19 protein-coding genes are annotated in these 22,981 nt (G+C 30.4%); 10 read left to right on the forward strand and 9 right to left on the reverse strand.

Annotated elements, in window-relative coordinates:
• Positions 1 to 140 precede the first annotated feature (140 nt).
• From ACTG3V_RS06440 to ACTG3V_RS06470, 7 genes are all read right to left on the reverse strand, one after another.
• A complete protein-coding gene (locus ACTG3V_RS06440) occupies positions 141 to 2,363 on the reverse strand; it encodes a RelA/SpoT family protein (RefSeq protein WP_439131324.1) in 2,223 nt (740 codons plus the stop codon).
• Between the two features lie 173 nt (positions 2,364 to 2,536).
• Positions 2,537 to 3,769, reverse strand: a complete 1,233-nt coding sequence (locus tag ACTG3V_RS06445; RefSeq protein WP_439131325.1) for a M48 family metallopeptidase — start codon at positions 3,767 to 3,769, stop codon at positions 2,537 to 2,539.
• A gap of 127 nt (positions 3,770 to 3,896) precedes the next feature.
• On the reverse strand, positions 3,897 to 4,640 hold the full coding sequence (gene ppgK, locus ACTG3V_RS06450) for a polyphosphate--glucose phosphotransferase (RefSeq protein ID WP_439131326.1): 744 nt from the start codon (positions 4,638 to 4,640) through the stop codon (positions 3,897 to 3,899).
• A gap of 6 nt (positions 4,641 to 4,646) precedes the next feature.
• Positions 4,647 to 5,441 (reverse strand): TrmH family RNA methyltransferase, encoded by a 795-nt coding sequence (locus tag ACTG3V_RS06455; RefSeq protein ID WP_439131327.1) that lies wholly within the window; start codon positions 5,439 to 5,441, stop codon positions 4,647 to 4,649.
• A gap of 197 nt (positions 5,442 to 5,638) precedes the next feature.
• Positions 5,639 to 6,934, reverse strand: coding sequence for an amidohydrolase family protein (locus ACTG3V_RS06460; RefSeq protein ID WP_439131372.1), 1,296 nt, complete (start codon positions 6,932 to 6,934; stop codon positions 5,639 to 5,641).
• Between the two features lie 7 nt (positions 6,935 to 6,941).
• Entirely contained in the window at positions 6,942 to 9,923 is a 2,982-nt protein-coding gene (locus tag ACTG3V_RS06465) for an amidohydrolase family protein (protein ID WP_439131328.1), read from the reverse strand.
• Positions 9,924 to 10,014: 91 nt separating this feature from the next.
• Entirely contained in the window at positions 10,015 to 11,091 is a 1,077-nt protein-coding gene (locus tag ACTG3V_RS06470; protein ID WP_439131329.1) for a DUF3810 domain-containing protein, read from the reverse strand.
• A gap of 138 nt (positions 11,092 to 11,229) precedes the next feature.
• Between ACTG3V_RS06470 and dnaB the strand changes: the two genes are divergently transcribed.
• Complete coding sequence (gene dnaB / locus ACTG3V_RS06475) at positions 11,230 to 12,753, forward strand: replicative DNA helicase (RefSeq protein WP_439131330.1); 1,524 nt, start codon at positions 11,230 to 11,232, stop codon at positions 12,751 to 12,753.
• Between the two features lie 13 nt (positions 12,754 to 12,766).
• Here dnaB and ACTG3V_RS06480 read toward each other — a convergent pair whose 3' ends face one another.
• The gene (locus ACTG3V_RS06480) at positions 12,767 to 13,732 is read right to left on the reverse strand and encodes a Gfo/Idh/MocA family protein (RefSeq protein ID WP_439131331.1); all 966 of its coding nucleotides are present in this window, start codon (positions 13,730 to 13,732) and stop codon (positions 12,767 to 12,769) included.
• Positions 13,733 to 13,855: 123 nt separating this feature from the next.
• Here ACTG3V_RS06480 and ACTG3V_RS06485 point away from each other — a divergent pair, with 123 nt between their 5' ends.
• From ACTG3V_RS06485 to ACTG3V_RS06525, 9 genes are all read left to right on the forward strand, one after another.
• Positions 13,856 to 15,112 carry an asparagine synthetase B gene (locus ACTG3V_RS06485; RefSeq protein WP_439131332.1) on the forward strand — a complete coding sequence of 419 codons (1,257 nt, stop codon included), beginning with the start codon at positions 13,856 to 13,858 and terminating at the stop codon, positions 15,110 to 15,112.
• 93 nt (positions 15,113 to 15,205) lie between these two features.
• Positions 15,206 to 16,003: a transketolase gene (locus ACTG3V_RS06490; RefSeq protein WP_439131333.1), complete on the forward strand. Its 798-nt coding sequence runs from the start codon at positions 15,206 to 15,208 to the stop codon at positions 16,001 to 16,003.
• A 215-nt stretch (positions 16,004 to 16,218) separates the two neighbouring features.
• Entirely contained in the window at positions 16,219 to 17,355 is a 1,137-nt protein-coding gene (gene bshA / locus ACTG3V_RS06495; protein WP_439131334.1) for an N-acetyl-alpha-D-glucosaminyl L-malate synthase BshA, read from the forward strand.
• A 35-nt stretch (positions 17,356 to 17,390) separates the two neighbouring features.
• Entirely contained in the window at positions 17,391 to 17,858 is a 468-nt protein-coding gene (locus tag ACTG3V_RS06500) for a DUF6495 family protein (RefSeq protein WP_439131335.1), read from the forward strand.
• Positions 17,859 to 18,006: 148 nt separating this feature from the next.
• On the forward strand, positions 18,007 to 18,420 hold the full coding sequence (locus ACTG3V_RS06505) for a response regulator (RefSeq protein WP_439131336.1): 414 nt from the start codon (positions 18,007 to 18,009) through the stop codon (positions 18,418 to 18,420).
• A 395-nt stretch (positions 18,421 to 18,815) separates the two neighbouring features.
• Positions 18,816 to 19,955, forward strand: coding sequence for an FIST signal transduction protein (locus tag ACTG3V_RS06510; RefSeq protein ID WP_439131337.1), 1,140 nt, complete (start codon positions 18,816 to 18,818; stop codon positions 19,953 to 19,955).
• Positions 19,955 to 21,001, forward strand: a complete 1,047-nt coding sequence (locus ACTG3V_RS06515) for a sensor histidine kinase (protein WP_439131338.1) — start codon at positions 19,955 to 19,957, stop codon at positions 20,999 to 21,001. The genes ACTG3V_RS06510 and ACTG3V_RS06515 overlap by 1 nt, the downstream gene beginning before the upstream one ends.
• 2 nt (positions 21,002 to 21,003) lie before the next feature.
• A complete protein-coding gene (locus ACTG3V_RS06520) occupies positions 21,004 to 21,327 on the forward strand; it encodes an Hpt domain-containing protein (protein WP_439131339.1) in 324 nt (107 codons plus the stop codon).
• Positions 21,328 to 21,340: 13 nt separating this feature from the next.
• A complete protein-coding gene (locus tag ACTG3V_RS06525) occupies positions 21,341 to 22,045 on the forward strand; it encodes a LytR/AlgR family response regulator transcription factor (protein WP_439131340.1) in 705 nt (234 codons plus the stop codon).
• 197 nt (positions 22,046 to 22,242) lie between these two features.
• Here ACTG3V_RS06525 and ACTG3V_RS06530 read toward each other — a convergent pair whose 3' ends face one another.
• On the reverse strand, positions 22,243 to 22,935 hold the full coding sequence (locus ACTG3V_RS06530) for an SIR2 family NAD-dependent protein deacylase (protein WP_439131341.1): 693 nt from the start codon (positions 22,933 to 22,935) through the stop codon (positions 22,243 to 22,245).
• Between the last annotated feature and the right edge of the window lie 46 nt (positions 22,936 to 22,981).

The raw sequence follows: 22,981 nt of genomic DNA on the forward strand, positions 1-22,981 counted from the left end.
TTATGCTCTTGTAAATAAGAGGTAAAAACTTTTTTAACTATTTCTTGGTTGTCCTGAGAACTACTCATCGTTTTACATTTTACGAAAAAACAAATTTACAGTTATTTCTGAATTAAAATGCACTTTTATAAAAATGATATTTACATTCTATTAACACGTTCAACTTTTTTTACACCTTCAACCTTTTCTATTCGTTTAATTAACTTAGTTAATTGCGAACTGTTTTTTACACTTAATGATATTTTTCCGTCAAAAATACCTTCATCACCAGAAATATTTATTTTGTGCAAATACACACCTGTACTGCTAGAAATAATTCTTGTTAGGTTGTTTACAATACCATCGTGATCAACTCCGTTTATTTGTAAAACAGCTTTAAAGTCTTGTTTTGTAGAATCAATCCATTTAGCTTTCATGATTCTGTAGGCGTAATTAGATTGTAAAGAAATTGCGTTGGGACAATTCATTTTATGAACCTTAATACCATCATTAATGGTTAAAAAACCAAAAACTTTATCACCAGAAATAGGGTTGCAGCATTTAGATAATTTGTAATCTAATTTTTCTTCTTCTTTACCAAAAACTAAGGCATCATATTTACTATTAACTTCATCAGAAGTATCTTCAACTTCGGTATTAGATGGGCTTCTTCTTAATTTGGTTTTAAAGAAATTTAAAATTGTACTATTTCTTTGATTAACAAATGCTTTAAGTTGTGTGTTATCTATGGCACCATTACCAAACCTATAAAATAAGTCAAAACTGGTTTTTAATTTAAAATACACCACCAATTCATTGATGGTTTTTTCGTTAAAAGGTATTTTTAAATGACGTAATTTACGTGTTAAAATGGCTTTACCTTCCTCTGCAATTAATTTTTCTTCTTCTTTTAATGCAGCTCTTATTTTAGTTCTTGCTCTTGCTGTTATTACAAAATCTAACCATCGAGAGTTCGGTTTATTTGTAGAACTGGTAATAACTTCAATTTGGTCACCACTTTTTAAAGTATGGCTTAAAGGCACTAATTTACCATTTACTTTTGCACCTCTACACTTAAGACCAACATCGGTGTGAATAGAGAATGCAAAGTCTAGGGCAGAGGCATCTTTTGGTAACGATTTTAAGTCTCCTTTAGGAGTAAAAACATAAATTTCTTTTGCGTATAAATTGAGTTTAAAATCTTCAACAAAGTCTACTGCATTTATATTTTGATTTTCTAACGTTTCTTTTAGTTTATTAAGCCAAGTTTCTAAACCACTTTCATTATCTGCACCTTGTTTGTATTTAAAGTGTGCAGCATACCCTTTTTCTGCGATCTCGTTCATTCGTTCTGAACGAATTTGAACTTCTACCCATCTTGCATCTGGACCAATAACAGTAATATGCAGCGCTTCATAGCCTGTAGATTTGGGTTGTGAAATCCAATCTCTTAAACGTGCAGGATTAGGTCTAAAATTATCTGTTACTATCGAGTAAATTTTCCAAGCATCATGTTTTACATCCTTTGAGATAGGCTTAAAAATTATCCTTATGGCATACTTATCAAAAACTTCTTCAAAAGTTACATTTTGCTTTTGCATTTTTTTTCTGATAGAAAAAATGGATTTAAATCGTCCTTTTATTTCATAATCAAAGTTTTCTTTAGTTAAATCATTTCCTAAAATTTTAGAAAACTCTTGTAAGTATGCTTGTTGCTCTTCTTTACTTTCTTTTATTTTATTAATAATGCTATTAAAGACCTCAGGCTCAGTATATTTTAATCCTAAATCTTCTAATTCAGTTTTTATGTTGTACAACCCTAATCTATGTGCTAAAGGCGCGTAAATGTATAAAGTTTCTGAAGCAATTTTAACTTGTTTATGCGAAGGCATAGCATCCATAGTTTGCATATTATGCAATCGGTCTGCAATTTTTATCAAAATAACTCTTACATCATCATGCAGCGTTAAGAGCATTTTTCTAAAATTTTCTGCTTGTATGGAAGCATCTTGCTCTTTATTTAAACGAGATATTTTGGTTAATCCGTTTACAATTCTAGCAATAGTTTCGCCAAACATATGCTCCATATCATCAATGGTGTACTCAGTATCTTCTACCACATCATGCAACAAAGCAGCTGCAATTGAGGTTGCCCCTAAGCCAATTTCCATAGCTACAATTTTAGCTACAGCAATAGGATGAAAAATGTACGGTTCGCCTGTTTTTCTTCGTTGTTTAGAGTGTGCATCTACAGCAATATCAAAGGCTTTCCTAATCAAGTCTTTATCTTCTTTAGATAAAACCTCGTAAGTACCTTTTAACAAATCTTTGTAACGATTTGCAATCTCTTTATTTTCTTCTTCTATGGTTGCTGTATATTCCATAATCTCTGCTTCTAAGACTAAGTGAATTTAGGAATAACTATTTTAACAACCAAAAAATAAGTTTTTTAAATTTTAAAAAAATGATGAAACTCTGGCTCAAAAAAAATGATTTGAATTTCATAAACCTTATCTACAATCTGTATAACAATATCTTATTGAAATTTATGTTTAAATTAACGCTCTAAATTCTCAATTCTTTCCAACAAAGTAGGATGAGAATAATGCATAAAAACGTAAGCAGGATGTGGCGTTAAATTACTCAAACTGTTTTTAGATAATTTTTTAAGTGATGTAATTAAAGGCAAACCAGCAAAGGTTTCTTTAGCATAATTATCTGCTTGATATTCGAATTTACGCGACATATAATTCATAAATAAGCCTGTAATTTCTGAGATTGGTGAATATAAAATTCCGAATGCAATTAAGCCTATATGAAAACTTGGTGTAGCAACTCCTAAAGCTTCTGATAAAATAGATGAATTGATAAAAAGTGATAAAATAAACAAGGTAAAACCTGTGAGTAGGATAGAGGAAGCCAAGTTAAAAATGATGTGTTTTCTTTTGTAATGTCCAACTTCGTGTGCTAAAACAGCTACAATTTCATCTGTATTTAGATCATTTATTAAAGTGTCAAAAAGTGTGATTCTTTTTTGAGTACCAAATCCAGAAAAATAGGCATTGGCTTTTGTAGAACGTTTAGAGCCATCAATTACAAATATATTATTGAGTGTAAAACCTACTTTTTTAGCGTACTTTTCGATAGCAGTTTTTAATTCGCCATCTTCTAAAGGAGTTTGTTTATTGAATAGTGGCACAATTAGTTTTGCATAAAACATATTCATAAAAAGCGAAAAAACAGCCACTAGAACCCATGCATATATCCAGAAATCGGCTCCAGCAAATTGATAAAACCAAATGATAAGTGCTAAAATTCCTCCTCCTAAAATCAATGACATGAGCCAACCTTTTAATTTATCTAACCAAAATGTTTTTTTTGTAGATTTATTAAACCCAAATTTTTCTTCGATTACAAAAGTTTTGTAATAAGAAAAAGGAGTCGTTAAAATATCAGCGCCCAAAATTATAACTCCAAAGAAAATTAAAGCCACTAAAATTGGGTTGTTGGTAAAACTTCTTGCAAAATCATCAACATATTTAAATCCATCTAAAAAAAAGAACCCTAAAGTTAAAATTATTGAAAAGGTTGATGTTAAATTAGAAAACTTTGCATTTGTTTTTTTGTAGGCTTGCGATTTTTTGTATTCAGCTTCATCATAAACATCTGCTATCTTTTCAGGAAGCTTATCATCAAAATGTTTTGTGTTTAAGGCGTCTAAAATTTTATCAATAATAAAACTAAGGATAAGAATAGCTATTAGAATATAAAATAGTGTAGTGGGTTTCATTTATTGAACATCATTAATATTATAAAATTAATCGATTTCAGAACTTTAAAATCGAAGGTATTCTCGGTTTTTTTATGGACTAATTTTTAAAAATTAGTCGATAAAAAAATAGTAAAATAAGTGGAATTTACTTTATCTGTTTATGTGCATACATAGCAGCACCAATAATACCAGCATTATTTCTAAACTCGGCAACTTTAACTTTTACATCTGTTGCTAAATACTCTTTAAAATCGTCATATTTTTTACTAATTCCGCCACCTAAAATAATTAAGCTTGGCGAGTAAACGATCCTTACATATTCTAATAATTCATCAAAACGTAAAGCCCATTGCTTTAAGGTCAACTCTTCTCGTTTTCTTACAGAATCTGCAGTATACAATTCAATAATTTTACCATTAGAATGCAACATTTTACCCAACTCTAAATTAGGTATTAAAGAACCTTTATAAAACAAACCAGAGCCAATTCCTGTACCAATGGTAATTACAATGGTTACTCCTTCTTCATTTTTACCAGCACCTAGACTTACCTCTGCTAAACCAGCTAAATCTGCGTCATTACTAATGTAAAAAGGGAGTTTGGTTTCTTTTTTAAATAGCTTATCCACTTTAACATTTAACCATTTAGGGCTTAAATTACCTGAATGAATGCATTTACCATCTACAATTGTTGTTGGAAAGCTACAGCCAACCGCTTTTTTCCAATCAAAATGTTGCACCATTTCCTTTACCACTTTTGCAACAGCCTCTGGAGTAGCTGGTTTTGGGGTGGGAATTCTGTGTCTTTCTGTTAGCAACTCTCCTGTTTTGGTATCTACAACAGCAGCTTTTATTCCTGAGCCTCCTATATCAAAACCTAGTATTTTCATGTCTTATCATTTAAAATTTCGTTGTCTCTTAGCTTCAAAGATAACAATTGCTGCAGCAACAGACACATTCATAGAGTCAATTTTGCCTTGCATTGGGATGTTTATATTTTGTGTAGCATTTTCTCGCCAAATTTCTGATAAGCCAGTTGCTTCAGTACCAACAACTATGGCTGACGATTTTTTGTAGTTTTCTTTATGATATTCATTTGAGTTTTGCAATGTAGCACTGTAGATATTAATATTTTTCTCTTTTAAAAAAGTGATGATTTCTTCTGATGTACCTACTGCAATTTGATTGGTAAACAAACAACCAACACTAGATCTAATTACGTTTGCATTGTATACATCTGATTTTGGATTGGCAATAAAAACAGCATCAACATTGGCAGCATCAGCAGTTCTTAACAAAGCCCCTATATTTCCAGGTTTTTCAATACTTTCAGCTATTAAAATTAAAGGAGTTGAATTTTTAAAATTGATATTTTGTAAAGAAAAATTTTTGGTTTTTGTAACTGCAATAAGCCCTTCTGTCGAGGTTCTGTAAGCTAACTTGTTGTAAACTTCTTTTGATATTTTTATCAGATGAATTTCTTCCGAAATTAGTTGTACGATTTCTTCTTCTGAAATTAAATCTGATTGAAATAAAATAGTATCAAACTCATAATTAGCTTGATTGGCTAAAACAATTTCTCTTTTACCTTCAATTAAAAACAATCCTTGTTTTTTACGTTCTTTAGATTTTTCTTGAAGTTTAAGAAGATTTTTAATGTAACTATTTTGAATGCTTGTAATTTCTTTCATCATTACAAATATACCTAATAGTAGGTATTGTGAACAATTGAAAATTATTAGATATTTACATTGTTAGTAATTAGGTATTTGTCTTTGTTATTTGAATAAATTTAGTTGTGAAAAAGAATCATAAAATATTTTAATTATTATGAATTTCATTAAAAAGGCTCGCATTTGCGAGCCTTTTGTGTATTAATAATTTATAATTATTTTGTTTTATACTTATTACTGTAGCGTTTCCAAAGTTTTGTTTGATGGGTTTCTAGGCTAATATCTCTACCTTGAATAAATGCTTTGGTTAGTTGATTTCCTCTCATGTCTAAAGCATCACCTTTAGAAATAAATAAAGTGGCGTCTTTTCCTACCTCTAGTGTTCCAACCATATTATCGATGCCTAATATTTTTGCAGTATTTCCTGTTAATAATTGCAAAGCAACCTCTTTGTCTAAACCATGAGCAGCAAAAGTACCCGCATAAAAAGGTAAGTTTCTTGTGTTCATACGCTCCATTTGACCTTCCATTCCTAAACTAACAACAACACCTTTATCGGTTAAAACCTTAGCTATAGTGTAGGTGTAATCATATGCATCATCTTCAGAATTTGGGTTTCTATGTGGTCTGTCTAAAACTACTGGAATATTATTTTTTACTAATAAATCTGCCACACTTTCAGCTCCTTCACCATGAACAATAACTATGTTTTTAATGCCTAAGTCTTTAGAAATTGTTATAGCATCTGTAATTTCTCTTTCTCCACTTACGTGAATAAACAAGCGTTGTGTACCATCAAAGAGTCCTTTTGTAGCTTCATAAGGAAGGTGAGTTTTTGTTTTTGTGCCAGATAAATAGTTTTTAGCATTTGTTAAATAGGTTTTAATGTTGCCAATGTTTGCAGGATATTTAGGATCTGCTTTTAATGCAGGATCTTCTCCTAACCACCATCTGCCACTTGTAAAACTACCAGGCCAATTCATGTGAATAGCATCATCAACCTTTATAGCTGCATCTTCCCAATTCCAAGCATCTAATTGAACAATGGATGATGTGCCTGAAAAAGTACCACCTCTGGGTGTAATTTGTGCCATTAAAACTCCATTGGGTCTCATAGATTCCACAACTTTACTTTCTGCATTATAAGCAATTAAACTTCTAATATGTGGGTTGTTTGGGCCTATTTCATCTTCGTCATCACTTGCTTTTACTGCATCAATTTCTACCAGTCCTAATGTTGCGTTTGCTGCAATAAATCCAGGATATACGTGATGTTCTTTTGCATCAATTATGGTTCCTTGCCTAGCAATTTTAGCCATTGCAGAGCCTACAAAAGTAAGTTTACCTTCATTAAACATTATTAATGAGTTTTCTATTACTTTGCCATTTCCTAAGTGTGCAGTTGCGCCTTCTATAGAGATAGCAGTGCTTTGTTTGTTAGCAGGAGTTTGTTGTGCGTTTATGTTTCCTACTATAAAGAAAAACAGTAAACTATATATTATTTTTTTTATCATTTTTTTAGCTTTTTAGTTCTTCTAAAGTATCACATTCAAAGTTTCTGTCTTTTCTTTTCATAGGTGCTTTGGTTTTACCTCCACCCATTTTTTCCTTTAACATCATATTAATTAATGTGCTTTTTTCTTCTTTGATTGCTTTTCGTTTTTTAAGATCTTCATTTCTGTCAAAAAACACTTTTCCATCAATAATTGTTTTTTCAACTTTAGTGTAAATAGACATAGGATGCGCTGTCCATAAAACAACATCAGCATCTTTGCCTTCTTTTATACTTCCTACTCTGTCATCTATGTGTAATAGTTTTGCAGGGTTGATTGTAACTGTTTTCCATGCTTCTAATTCAGACATTCCACCATATTTCATGGTTTTCGCAGCTTCTTGATTTAAACGACGCGACATTTCTCTATCATCCGAGTTAATCGCTACAGTAACGCCTGCATTGTGCATTATGGCAGCATTGTAAGGTATGGCATCATTTACCTCATATTTATAGGCCCACCAATCTGAAAAAGTAGAACCTCCAACACCATGTTCCGCCATTTTATCAGCCACTTTATAACCCTCTAAAATGTGTGTAAATGTGTTTACTCTAAAATCGAACTGTTCTGCAACCTTCATTAACATATTAATTTCTGATTGTACATAAGAATGACAAGAGATAAAACGTTCACCATTTAAAATTTCAACTAAAGTTTCCATTTCAATATCTTTACGATAAGGTTGTCCACTTTTCTTTTTGGCTTCGTATTCTCTTGCTCTGGTAAAGTAATCTACAAACATTTGCTCAACACCCATTCTTGTTTGTGGAAAACGTGTGCCATTAGGACTTCTAGATTGTTTTACGTTTTCACCCAACGCAAATTTTATAAATTTAGGAGTATTATCGTAAATCATATTTTCTGCATTTTCTCCCCATTTTAGTTTGATAATTGCAGAACGACCACCAATCGGATTTGCAGAACCGTGCAAAATTTGTGATGAGGTTGTACCACCAGAAATATTTCTATAAATATTAATATCTCTTGGATTTATAACATCTTCTATAGTTACTTCTGCAGATGAGTTTTGCGCCCATTCATTAATAGCAGATGCTGCAATATGAGAATGTTCATCTACAATACCAGCAGTTAAATGTTTACCTGTACCATCAATTACAGTTGCTTTTCTAGATTTTAGCTCTTTGCCAATTTTTGCAATTTTGCCATCTTCTAATAAAACATCTGTATTTTCTAAAATACCTTCATCTTCACTTGTCCAAAGGGTAACATTTTTAATTAAAATAGTTTCGGTTTTAGGTTGCGTGAAATTACCTAAACCAATATTAGGGTAACTTACAGGTAAAACAGTTACAGCTTCGTCTTCTTTCTTTTTCTTAGCTTCAGAATTGGTTTTAGAATCTTTCTTGTTATCGTCTTTTTTAACCACTTTTCCTGCAGACCATGAGGTTTCATTTCCTTCGCTATCGTAAGCAGTTCCTTGAATAATTCCTGCGTTATTAATAACTTTCCCCATCATTCTAGTATACCCCGTATTTTCGTTTAAAGTGATAGAAATCCAATCATCTTTAAATGAAAATTTAGATTTTACTTTCGCACTATCTAGTGTAACTGTTCCTGTTTGTTTGGCAGCTTTACCAGAAATAACTAATTCGTAACTTTTATCATTCACAGCCATTACATAGGTACCTGTAATATCTTGAATGTTCATATCATTAATTACATTTTTATCACCTTGTACCCAATTTTCATACATTGTTGTTTTTGTGTCAAAAATATCACCAGAAGTTATTATAAAGTTTGCGTAACTCCCTTTATTTAAATTTCCAATAGCGGTGTTTCCAATAATATTTGCAGGTATTGTGGTTAATGCAGCTAATGCTTTTTCCTTATCAAAACCGTATTTAATGGCTTTTTGTAAATTTTTATGGAATGATTTTACAGATTTTAATTTGTGTGTTGTTAAAGCAAAATTCACTCCATTTTTAGCTAAAACACTTAAATTAGAAGGTTCTTGATTCCATTTACGCATATCCTGTAAAGAAATTTGTTGCGCTAAAAGCGGATTAGAAACGTCGAAAGCATTGCTAAAATTAATAGGAATTATAAAATTAGCATTGGTTGCTTTGATGTCTGCAACACGTTCATATTCATCACCAGAACCTACAATGGTATATTGAATTGAAAATTCATCACCAACTTTATCTGCTCTCACAGCATCTAAATGATTGCCAGTTTCAAAAATTTGAACTAAGTCTTTATTGCTATTTAAGGCTTCTAAAGCCATGTCTTTATTTTGCATATTGCCTTTTGCATACCAGTCTGCATCTAAATAAACTTGACGCAATAAAGCCATAGCTCCCATTCGAGAACCAGGATAAGCTTGTCTTGATTTTACGCTTTTAGAAAACGATAAAAATTGTGCAGATTTGGTATCTAAGATTCTGTAAGCATCTGTAGAATTCGGATTTAATGCCACTAAAAGTCCATTACCACGAATAATACCATCGTGTAAATGTGTGTTTACAGCTCCAAAACCAGCATTAATTAAATCTTTGGCTTTTTTGTTATCAAATTTAAAATTTTCAATAGGGTTGGTGTCTGGTCTTATATGGTCGTTCCAATAGTATCCCTCTCTAGTTGCAGCATATTGTGTAATTCTAGAGTTGCTTCTTTCTCTTTTTGGTTTAGCAATTCCGAAATCTGTATAAATATCAATAAATGATGGATAAATAGATTTGCCAGATAAATCTGTTGTTTTTGTGCCATTCGGAATTTTAACAGATTTTCCAACAGCTACAACTTTACCATCTTTAATAAGTAAAGTTCCTTTTTTTATAACTTCAGTTGGCGTTACATAAATAGTAGCATTGGTAAATGCAAAGGTTGAGTTTTCTGTTGTTTTTACTCCTGCATCCGTAGGAAAATAATCTTGAGCTTGTATGACACCAAGACACAAGAAAAACAGTAATGATAAAAGTTTTTTCATGTATTTGAATTATTTGAATTATCGCTAAATTTATTCATAAGCAATTTGTTAAATGTTAAAAGGTGATTTTTTAACAATTTTTTAAGAATATCTAACGCTTTTCTGAGGTCTCAAAATAAGAGATTAACAAATCTACCACATAGTTATAAGATTCAACTCCTTTGGCTTGTTTGTTGGCTTTTAAATATGCATTATACCCTTTTTTTACTATTGGTTCAAAAGGGTTTTGATATTGTTGCCAAAACTGATAGCTAGCGTTAAAATCTTTAATAATGCCTTTGTGTACGCTTTGCCAAAGTGTCTTAGATAGTTCAGGATCACGTTTTCTAATTTCTCGAATACAATACCCAAAAGCCATTCTATAACTTGCATATTTAAAGTAAACATCATCATTATAATTCGCCGCTAAAAAACCTACAAAATTAGCTTCATTTTCTGCAGCAAAACCAATTTGATGCGCCATTTCGTGGCACGTAGTTGTTGGGTAACTTGTTTTTGGAATTTTATCATTTACATGCGCTTCACCAGTTAAAGGGTTTAAATACCCAGAAGTACCATTATAACTTTGTAATAAACTCATCAGCGAACTTTTTATAGATGAAAATTGATAAGCTAATTGAGGATAATCTTGGGCTAAATTACGATAACCTAAAGCAGCCATTGTATACATTTCTTTAGGTTGATACGGATTTTTAACTTGTAAAGTATCGTTTTTAGTAATTTTTACTTGATGCCTGTTTAATTTTGTAATAATGTGTTCTGTAACCTTTTGTAATTGTTTTGTAGTGTACTTTTTTTGTTGATAATTTAAGTTTTTGGCTAAAGGTTCTCTGTAATAATTTAAGCCCCAAAACAAGTAAAAACAAAAATAGATGATTGATAAAACCGCTACAAAATGAATTATTTTTGGAATAAAATTGCGGAATCTTGTTTTTATCAATCGAAATATAAAACGCAGAAAAATAAAGAGTCCAAATGCAAGTAATACATCACCAAAAGAAAAAGGAATCCACCCAAAAACAACTCTAAAAAACGAAGAAATGTAAGGATAAATTCCGTTTGAATAATAACGTTCAATAAAAGCTGGGTTTTTTGCTGCAAGTTGCACCAAAAGCACTTGAATTGGCAAGAAAATTGCAAGTAAAATATGAGATTTGTTCCACTTCATCCCTGTAAAAATAGCAAATCAAAATAGAAGTTCACTGGTTATTAACAAGATAATAACAATTTTGTTTACAATAATTGTCAACAAATTAAAGTGCTATTTTTTGGGGAATCATCAACCTAAAAAATTACTTTTGTAATAATGGAAAAAACGAATACGATAGCAGGTAAAAAGATTGATAAATCAAGAATTATAAGCCTTGAAAAAGGTAAAATACCACCACAGGCAGTAGAATTAGAGGAAGCTGTATTGGGTGCTATGATGATTGATAAAAAAGGAATTGATGATGTAATTGATATTTTACATTCTGATGCTTTTTACGATGCCAAGCATCAAGAAATTTATGCAGTTATTTACGAATTGTTCCAAAATTCACAGCCAATCGACTTATTAACAGTGTCTAACTTGTTGAAAAAGAATGGAAAGTTAGAAATGGTTGGTGGTGATTTTTATTTAATTCGTTTAACGCAAAAAGTTGCTTCTTCTGCGCATATTGAATTCCATGCAAGAATCATTTTACAGAAATACATTCAACGTAGATTAATTTCAATTTCCTCAGAAATTATTGAAAGTTCTTATGATGAATCTACGGATGTTTTTGATTTGTTAGATGAAGCCGAAGGGAAATTGTTCGAAGTAACCCAAGGGAATTTAAAAAAGAGTAGTGAAGATGCAGGGTCTCTTGTAAAACAAGCCTTGAAAAAGATTCAAGAAATTGGAAATCAAGAAGGAATGTCTGGTTTGGCAACAGGTTTTACCAAATTAGATGCGTTAACTTCAGGTTGGCAACCATCTGATTTAATTATCATTGCTGCACGTCCAGGTATGGGAAAAACAGCTTTTGTAATTTCTATGGCTAAAAATATGGCGATTGATTTTAATCACGCTGTCGCTGTATTTTCTTTAGAGATGTCTTCTGTACAATTAATTACAAGGATGATTTCTTCTGAAACAGGATTAACTTCAGAAAAATTAAGAAAAGGAAACTTAGAGCCACACGAATGGGAACAGTTGAACGTAAAAGTAAAACGTTTATCTGATGCACCTATTTTTATTGATGACACTCCATCACTTTCAATTTTCGATTTACGTGCAAAAGCAAGACGTTTAGTGTCTCAGCACAACGTAAGAATTATTGTAATTGATTATTTACAGCTGATGACAGCAGGAGGAAATGGAAAAGGTGGAGGTAATCGTGAACAAGAAATCTCTACGATTTCTAGAAACTTAAAAGCATTAGCAAAAGAATTGTCTGTGCCTGTAATTGCACTTTCACAGTTATCACGTGCTGTAGAAACTCGTGGAGGTTCTAAAAGACCTTTATTATCCGATTTACGTGAATCTGGAGCCATTGAACAAGATGCAGATATTGTAAGTTTTATTTTTAGACCAGAATATTATGGAATGACAGAATGGGATGATGATGAGCACACACCTTGTGAAGGACAAGGAGAATTTATTGTAGCCAAACATAGAAATGGTGGTTTAGATAATATTCGTTTAAAGTTTACAGGCCATTTGGCAAAATTCTCTGATTTAGAAGAAGGTTTTAGTTCAGAATTTCAATCGTCTATGAACAATCCTTTTGATAATGATACTTCTATCAATCAAAGAATTGAGCCTAAAGATGCCTTTGGTGATGATTCTGATGATGTTCCTTTTTAAATGGTAACTAATTTTATTTTGTAAAAAGTTCCATTGTTTTCATTATAGTAACACCATCTTTTACGGTGCAAGGATTTTTATCTAAACCTAGAAAATAATTCACAGTTTGCTGAATCATAGGTTGTTGAACATGTTTTGGATTCGTAAAATTATAAACTTCTTCAATTTCATTGGTAGCAACCAATACGTTTTCACCATAAAATGAAAACGTAATTGTACCTTTTTCTCCATATATTTTACATTCGTCTTTTGTATCCTTTTCAGAAGCATTAAAGTTCCAAACGCCTCTAAATTGAATGCCATTTTTAAACTCAATAATTCCATTCACCAAATCATTTACATTATTATTTTTAAATGAAGTTGAAAAACCTTTCGCATTTTTAATTTCACCAAAATAATAATACATTAAATCTAACTGATGAGGTGCAATATCGTAAAAATATCCACCACCAGAAATTTCTGGTTTTAACCTCCAGTTTGTTTCTGTTTTAGCAATAATACTATTATTTTTAGCCTGTAGAATTTGTATGTCTGCAAATTGTATTTTACCAATAATATTAGTCTCAATTAATTCTTTTACCTTTTCAAAAGCAGGTAATCTTCGTCTGTAATGAGCAATAACTACCTTATCATTATTGGTAGTGATTTTATCTAATTCTTTTGCTTCAGAAAAATTTAAGGTCATCGGTTTTTCCAAATACACAAATTTTTTAGCATCTAAGCATTTTTTTACCATCTCTAAATGCGTTGAAGGTGGTGTAGCAATATACACAGCATTTATTGCATGGTGTTGTAATAATTCATCAACATCATCAAACCAAAAAGCAACTTTATGTCTTTTTGCAAAATCTTCTGCTTTTTCAGTATTTCTTCGCATAACAGCAATTAGTTTCGAGTTTTTTACTTTCTGAAATGCAGGACCACTTTTTACTTCGGCAACGTCACCACAACCAATAATTCCCCAGTTAATTGTATCCATTTTACTAAGTATATTTTAAAATAATAGTTTTAAAAATCAAAGGTATGAACTTCAATGTATTCAAAACCCATAAAAGATAGTTAAAGAAATTAGAGTTGAAAACCTTTTTATTACATTTGATTTATGAAAAAGCTACTTATACTTTTACTAATATTTATCTCAAATTCAATTTGTGCATCTTTTATTTATGTGCCTATGAATCATGATAACCAAAGAAACCATTTAAAAGCATACGGAATTGTCTATTTTGGATTAGAAGCAGGTTTAAAATCAAAGTGGTTATTAAATTATGATGGAGGTGCTTTTTTAATTGAAAACAACAAAGCTATAGAAAACGAATGCAGAATTCGAGGCGTTTCTTATCAAATAGTTTCAGATGCAAAAGCGCAATTAATATTGCAAGAAATAGCTTCACCATCTTCTAATCAAGATGCAGTAACTTTAGAAAAAGCACCAAAAATTGCAGTGTATTCTCCAAAAGATAAAATGCCTTGGGATGATGCAGTTACCATGGTGTTAACCTATGCAGAAATTCCTTTTGATGTTATTTATGATAAAGAAGTCTTATCAGATAAACTACTGTTATACGAATGGTTGCATTTGCATCACGAAGATTTTACAGGTCAATATGGTAAGTTTTATGGTTCTTTTAGAACCACACCTTGGTATATACAAGGTAAAAAAGATGCAGAAAAATTGGCTACAGAATTAGGTTTCAATAAAGTATCTGAAGAAAAATTAGCTGTTTCAAAAAAAATTAGAGATTATGTTATTGGTGGTGGTTTTATGTTTGCCATGTGTTCTGCAACAGATAGTTTTGATATTGCTTTAGCAGCAGAAGGGGTAGATATTGCAGAAGCGATGTTTGATGGAGATGCCTCAACTCCAAATTATCAGTCTAAAATCAACTATAATAAAACCTTTGCTTTTACAAATTTTGAGTTAGAAAGAAATCCAATTACTTACGAGTTTTCTTCTATTGATATGACTCGTAAACGTAGAATTCCTAAAACTTCAGATTATTTTTCGTTGATTGAATTTTCTGCAAAATGGGATCCTGTACCTACCATGTTAACACAAAATCATACCATTTTAGTTAAAGGTTTTATGGGGCAAACCACTTCTTTTGATAGAAGTACAGTAAAAAGTAATGTGTTAGTTTTGGGTGAGAATAAAGTAAATAGAGAAGCCAGATACATTCATGGAACCAAAGGAAAAGGCATGTTTACTTTTTACGGAGGTCATGATCCTGAAGATTATACACACAGAGTTGGTGACCCGAAAACAGAATTAGATTTGCATCCTACATCACCTGGATATCGTTTAATTTTAAACAATGTATTGTTTCCTGCAGCAAAAAAGAAGAAGCAGAAAACATAATAATATGCGTGTAAAAATCTAAAATAAATAAGGATTTATGCCATTTCTTATTCAATCACTTTTGTATTTTTGTCAAGCTAAAATTTTATAAAAATGCCAACAACAAAAGAGTTACAAGATTTTACACAACAGGTTCGTAGAGATATTTTAAGAATGGTACACAAAGTAAATTCTGGTCATCCAGGAGGTTCTTTAGGTTGTGCTGAGTTTTTTACTTGTTTGTATCAAGAGGTAATGGAATATTCTACAGACTTTACTATGGATGGTAAAAATGAAGATTTATTCTTTTTATCAAATGGACATATTTCTCCAGTTTTTTATAGTGTTTTGGCTCATAGTGGTTTTTTTCCAGTAGAAGAATTATCAACATTTAGATTAATTGATTCACGTTTACAAGGACACCCAACAACGCATGAAGGTTTACCAGGAATTAGAATTGCATCTGGTTCTTTGGGGCAAGGTATGTCTGTTGCTTTAGGGGCAGCACAAGCTAAAAAATTAAATGGTGATGATAAAATTGTGTATACTTTGCATGGAGATGGAGAGTTACAAGAAGGGCAAAATTGGGAAGCAATTATGTATGCATCTGGAAAAAAAGTGGATAATTTAATTGCTACAATCGATTTAAATGGAAAACAAATTGATGGTGCTACAGACGATGTTTTACCAATGGGAAGCATCAAAGCAAAATTTGAAGCTTTTGGTTGGGATGTATTAGAAGTAAAAAAAGGTAATGATATAGAAGCTATTTTGGCAGGTTTAGCAGAAGCAAAATCATTAACAGGAAAAGGAAAACCAGTTTGTATACTATTGTATACAGAAATGGGAAATGGTGTTGATTTTATGATGCATACGCATGCTTGGCATGGAAAAGCACCAAATGATGCCTAATTAGAAAGTGCATTAGCACAAAACCCAGCAACTTTAGGAGATTATTAATTTTATGCTGAACTTGTTTCAGTATCTTTAAAATATATGCCTACAATTTGCATTTTAGTTTTTTTTATGATTTCATTTTGATGGTTTTGTAAGAATACTTTTATCTTTACAACTAACAATTAGAGCGATTTGCTTTAATTTTTAAAATATTTAATCTTCAATAAAATATGAAAATCGGCATTGTTTGTTATCCAACTTTTGGAGGTAGTGGAGTAGTAGCAACAGAATTAGGTATGGCTTTAGCAGATAATGGGCATGAGGTTCATTTTATCACTTATAACCAGCCAGTTCGTTTAGATTTTTTATCTCATCATTTGCATTTTCATCAAGTTGTGATTGAGGAATATCCACTATTTCAATATCAACCTTACGAATTGGCATTATCAACAAAAATGGTAGAAGTGGTTCAAAAATACGAACTAGAAGTATTGCACGTGCATTATGCCATACCTCATGCTTACGCAGCTTTTATGGCAAAGCAAATGTTAAAAGAAAAAGGAATTGCTGTGCGAGTGGTAACTACTTTACATGGTACAGATATTACTTTAGTAGGCAGTCACCCAACTTATAAAACGGCTGTAGAGTTTAGTATTAATAACTCTGATGTGGTAACTGCGGTTTCCAATAATTTAAAAGATACTACAAACAATCTTTTTAATATTGATAAAGAAATACAAGTTATTTATAATTTTATTGATGTTGAAAAATACGCTAAAGTAGAAGGAGAAGAATGTAAAAGAGGAGCTTTAGCTAAAACCCATGAACGTATTTTAACGCACATTAGCAATTTTAGACCTGTAAAAAGAGTTGAAGATGTCATTAAAGTTTTTTATAAAGTTCAAAAAGAAATACCTTCTAAATTACTAATGATTGGTGAAGGACCAGACAGAAAAAAGGCAGAAGCTCTAACCAAAAAATTAGGGATTAAAAACAAGGTTTTCTTTCTCGGAAATAGTACCGAAATTGATAAAATTTTATGTTATTCAGATGTTTTTCTATTGCCCTCTAAAACAGAAAGTTTTGGTTTAGCTGCATTGGAGGCTATGGCTGCAAAAACAGCTGTTATATCAACAAATACAGGTGGTTTACCAGAAGTGAATTTAAATGGAACAACTGGTTTTTTAAGCAATTTGGGTGATGTTGATGATATGGCTAAAAATGCAATACACATTCTTAAAGATAATGATGTTTTAGAATCTTTTAAGCATAATGCAAGAGAACATACCAAACGATTTTCTTTAGCAAATATCTTACCTGTTTATGAAGATATCTATAAATCTTGTTACAAAAGTAAAATAGAATAAACTTACTTTTGCCTTTTTCAAGATTACAATGAATTATGAAATACAGACAACTTACAAAAGAACAGTTTGATAGTTTACATAAAGAGTTTGCTACATTTTTAGCAACCCAAAGTATTGATGTAAAAGAATGGAATCTTATAAAAAAAGAAAAACCAAATGTAGCAGAAGATGAAATGAATATTTTTTCTGATATAGTTTGGGATGATGTGCTAACCAAAACAAAATATGTTGAGCATTATTCTAAAACTTCGGCAAATTTGTTTAAATGCGATGCAAATCAAATGCACAGAATAGCCATAAAAGTTAATTGGGATATTAACCTTTTAGAACAAGAGGGCTTTGAATGGTTAGTGAAAAACCCAATGGACAATTCTGTTGATATATTTAGAGGGTCAAAAGCCTATACAACCAATAGAAATAAAGAAATTTTTGATCTTATTGAAAAAGGAAGTATTATCTCTAAAGGAGAGATTTTTGAATACTTCAGTCAGTTGATTGGTTAAGACACCTAAACTTTTTCAAAATACAGTTTATCGATACTTTTTTGCATTTTAACTTACCTTTTATACCTTTAAACACGATTCAGTTAAAAATAAATAAGTATAACTTTATTTTGTATTGTATTAGCCCTAAATCTATGTGTTAGTAAATATGGAAAAATGTTTAAAAGTTTTATTGGTAGAAGATAACTTAATTGAAATAATGAAAATGAAAAGAACAATTTCATTATTAAAATTAAAACATACACTGCAAGAGGCTAAAAATGGGGAAGACGCTCTACATCTTTTAGAAGACAAATCTAATATTCCAGATATTATTTTATTAGACTGGAATATGCCTAAAATAAATGTAATTGAATTTCTAAAAATTATAAAAGCTAATGACGATTTAAAACATATACCTACAATAATATTAACAACATCTAGCAATCAAAAAGATTTATTAGAGTGTTATAGAACAGGAATGTCTGGATACATATTAAAGCCTCTTAAATATGAAGATTATGTAAAAAAGATAGAGACAGTTTTAGCTTATTGGAGCTTAAATGAACTTAGAAAACTATAATTACAGGCAGTGTATTTGCCAAATTTTTAGATTTTGTAGAAGGTAAATTTGCTCCTACTAATAATTAGAATAAAAATAATTTCTGTATTTCAAAACATTTAAGTGGTAAAAATATCTAGAGGTAGATATGAACGTTTTTGAAGAATACGATATCGATTCCAAAACTTTTAAATTTTTATCAATCTTACAGCTATTTTAAAATAATTATGATGATAGGATTGAAGTTTGGTATACAGCGAATCAATTAAATTCAGAAAAATATAATTAAAAAAAAAGAATTTTTGAAGAAAGATTTATAAATTATTAAAAAATTGTAAATTTATAGCAAGAAGATTTTAAATTAAAGAAAACAAAGTGAATGTCTACTTTTTATTTTCAGCTTAAAAAATAAAGAAATGAAAACTGTTCAATTAAAAAAAGTTCGTAATGAAAAGCTAAGATATTTGTCTGAAGCTCATTTGCTAAAAGAACCTTTAGTTTTGGTGTTTGGTGACAGAAAAATGTTGCAAGACGAAAATATTTACAAAGAAATAAGAGCAGTTTTTAAAGACGGACATTTTATTTTTGGTTCTACTTCTGGAGATATTACTTCAAATTCCGTAGATGATGAATCTATTTCGATTACAGCTATAGAGTTTGAAAAAAGTAATTTTATTGTAAAAACTGCCAATGTTTTAAATTCAGATAAAAAAATTAACAGCAACCTTATAGGTAGAGATTTAATACAACAACTACCTCAAGATAATTTAAAATATGTCTTTGTGGTTTCTGAGGGAAGCTTTGTAAACGGTAGTCAATTAACCATTGGTATGAATACTGCCACTCAAGATAATTTACTTATTACTGGGGCTTTGTGTGGTGATGGAGCAAACTTTGAAGCTACAGTAGCTTCTTACAACCAACAACCCAAAGAAGGTGAAATTGTTATTGTGGGTTTATATGGCGATACTTTAGAGGTTTCTTTTGCTACAAATGGAGGTTGGACTCCTTTTGGTCCAGAACGTGTGGTAACAAAATCTCAAGACAACATACTCTACGAAATTGATGGTAAGCCTGCATTAGATTTATATAAAACCTATTTAGGAGAAAAATCAAAAGAATTACCTGGTGCTGCCCTGTTGTATCCATTAAAGGTGAAATCTTCAGATGAAAAAAAATCTATTGTTAGAACAATTTTAAATATTAATGAAGATGAAAACTCCATGATTTTAGCAGGTGATATAAAAGAGGGTTCTATGGTGCAATTAATGATGACTAACGTAGACAGCATAGTAAATGCTGCTGAAGTGGGTGCAGTAAAAGCTTTGAATTACAGAGAAAATAAACCAGATTTAGCTATTTTGGTAAGTTGTATTGGTAGAAAATTAGTCTTAGACCAAAGAGTAGAGGAAGAAGTGGAAGAGGTTGTTGAAGTTATAGGTAAAGATGTTACTGTTTGTGGTTTTTATTCTTATGGAGAAATAGCACCTTTTAATGGCGAGAAAAATTGCCAATTACACAACCAAACTATTGTCATTACTTTAATTAGCGAATAATGAATTCTCTATTAAAAAGACAATTAAGGAAGTATTTGCCAAAAGAATTACATTCTAGCCCAGACCTAGAACTGTTTTTAGATGCGGTAAATAAATCTTACAATAATTCTGATGAGCAATTTACAATGTTGCAAAGAGCAGCTGCTATTAGCTCAGAAGAACTTTTTGAATTTAATAAAAAATTAAAAAAAGAATCTGAATCACAAAAAAAAGTAATCTCTAAATTAAATAACGTAATTAATACTTTAAAATTCTATAATTTAGATGATGTAAAAAACCTAGAAAATTCAGATTCCTTAAAATTAGTAGATTTTATTGATAGCCAAACCAAGGATATCATAGAAATTAACAAAGAAAAAGATAAATTAGTACGCAGCCTAGAAAAGCAAAATCAAGAACTTAACGATTATGCACACATGGTTTCGCACGATTTAAAATCACCCTTACAAAGTATAGATGCACTCACATCTTGGATAAAAGAAGACTATTTTGATGATTTAGGTGAAGGTGGTAGAGAAATTGTAAATTTAATTATTGAAAATGTAGAGAAAATGGATACGCTTATTAAAGGTATTTTACAATACTCTACCATTGGCAAAGTTGAGAAAAAACGGTATGAAATTGACTTAAACATACTCATTTACGATTTATTACTTACTATTGACAACCCTAATAATATAAAAATTTTATACCCAGATAATTTACCCACTATTTATGGAGATTATCAACGAATAGAGTTATTATTCTTTCATTTAATTGATAATGGAGTTAAATTTAACGATAAAGGAGAAAATGGTTATGTTAAAATTAGCTTTAAAGATTATACAAATTTTTGGGAATTTAAAATAAAAGACAATGGTAAAGGTATTGATAAAGAGTACTTTGATAAAATTTTCATTGCTTTTCAAAAATTAGAAAATGATTATAAAGCCACAGGTATAGGATTATCTATAGTTAAAAAAATAGTAGAAGCCTACAATGGAAAAATTACATTAGAGTCAGAACCAAATACATCAACTACTTTTGTGTTTACATTAAAAAAATAGATTTGGAAAAACCCAATATCACATATATAGAAAAATTAGCTAGAGGAGATGAATCTATCAAGCAAACATTGATAGATGTTATAAAGTCTGAATTCCCTATTGAAAAAAAAGAGTACTTTAAAAGTATTGAAAATGAAAATTTTAAAGAAATTGAAGCAAATGTTCATCGAATTAAACATAAATTTAGTATTTTAGGACTCGAAAAAAATTATGAAAAAGCTAATGAGTTTGAAGAAAATTTGAGAGAACATCATTTAAACCCCGCTCAAAAAGAAAATTTCGAAAAAAATCTAACAGCTATTTCTCAGTATTTAAAAACTATTTAGACAGGTAACCTCTATGAACTGTATCGTAATAGATGACGAGAAAATGGCAAGAGTCATTATACAAACGCTATGTAATGAAGTTAAATCCTTAAATCTTGTTAAAGAATTTTCTGGTGCTATAGAGGCTATTAAATACTTAAATGAAAACAAAGTAGATTTAATTTTTTTAGATATACATATGCCAAATTTTAGTGGTTTAGATTTTATAAAAACACTAAAAAACCCTTGTAAAGTAATCTTTACAACTTCAGATCCTAAATTTGCTTTAGAAGCTTTTGAGTACGATTTTATTGTGGATTACCTATTAAAACCTATAGAGCTACCTCGTTTTGAAAAAGCCATTATCAAAGCACAAAAATTAAACTTAGAACAACGTAAAGTTGTGCCTGCTGCAAAAAAAGAAATCAAAAATGATTTTTATGTAAATATTGATAGAAGGTTAATTAAAATAGATTTGTCTCACATTTATTTAATTAAAGCTAATGGAGATTATATTCAAATTAAAACAGAAGATAAAGATTATGTTGTACATTCTACCTTGAAAAAAATTCAAGAAAAGTTACCAGATTCTTTATTTTTAAAAGTTCATCGTTCTTATATCATCAATGTAAAAAAGATTATAGATATAGAAGATAATAGTGTTTTGATAAAAAAAGATGTTGTTCCTGTAAGTAGGTCTAACAGACCCGAACTTATGAAAAGATTAGATTTGTTATAAAGCTTTCTAGTAAAAAAAAATCTTAACTCTTATACCATTAAATAGTTGAAGTATAGCATGTTAAATGTTTAAGAGGCTAAAGCGATTAATCATCAAGTTCTACCAATAAAAGTACATAGATTATAGTTGTAAATAATAAAAATTCAACACCTTAATATGGGTGATGTAGAAAATTATAATCATTTTGCATTAGTAAATCAAATAAATCTTTCTATTAAAATTTTTACTAAATGATCTGTTCCAGAACTCGCCACATCTTTTATGATTTTTAAATTATTAAAATCATTTTCGGTAACAGAAGGTTTTGGATCTATAAAATAAATAGGTACATTTTGGGTAATATAGTTTATTAAACTTGCTGCAGGATATACCTGCATAGATGTACCAATAATTACTAAAATATCAGCCTCTTGGGTAACCTTAATGGCATAATCTAACATAGGCACCATTTCACCAAACCACACAATATGAGGTCTTAACTGGCTTTTATATTTGCATAAATCTCCTATAATAAGGTCTTTATGCCAGTCTAAAACATAAGATTCATCTACAGAACTTCTTACTTTTAACAGTTCACCATGTAAATGTGTAACTTTTGTGCTACCTGATTTTTCATGCAAATTATCTACATTTTGTGTAACAATTTCTACATCAAAATAAGTTTCTAATTTTGCCAAATTATAATGTGCTTTATTGGGTTTTGTTTTTAATAGCTGTCTTCTACGTTGGTTGTAAAAATCTAAAACTAATTTTGGATTTTTATGAAAACCTTCTGGGGTAGCAACTTCCATTACATCATGTCCTTCCCATAATCCATCTGCATCTCTAAACGTTTCTATTCCACTTTCGGCAGAAATTCCTGCACCTGTTAAAATCACTATTTTTTTCATGAGTTTAATTTTATACTTCTCAACTAAAAATAAGAATAAAATCATA

The sequence above is a fragment of the Polaribacter sp. genome, from assembly GCF_965660385.1.
In the GTDB taxonomy this organism is placed as follows: domain Bacteria; phylum Bacteroidota; class Bacteroidia; order Flavobacteriales; family Flavobacteriaceae; genus Polaribacter.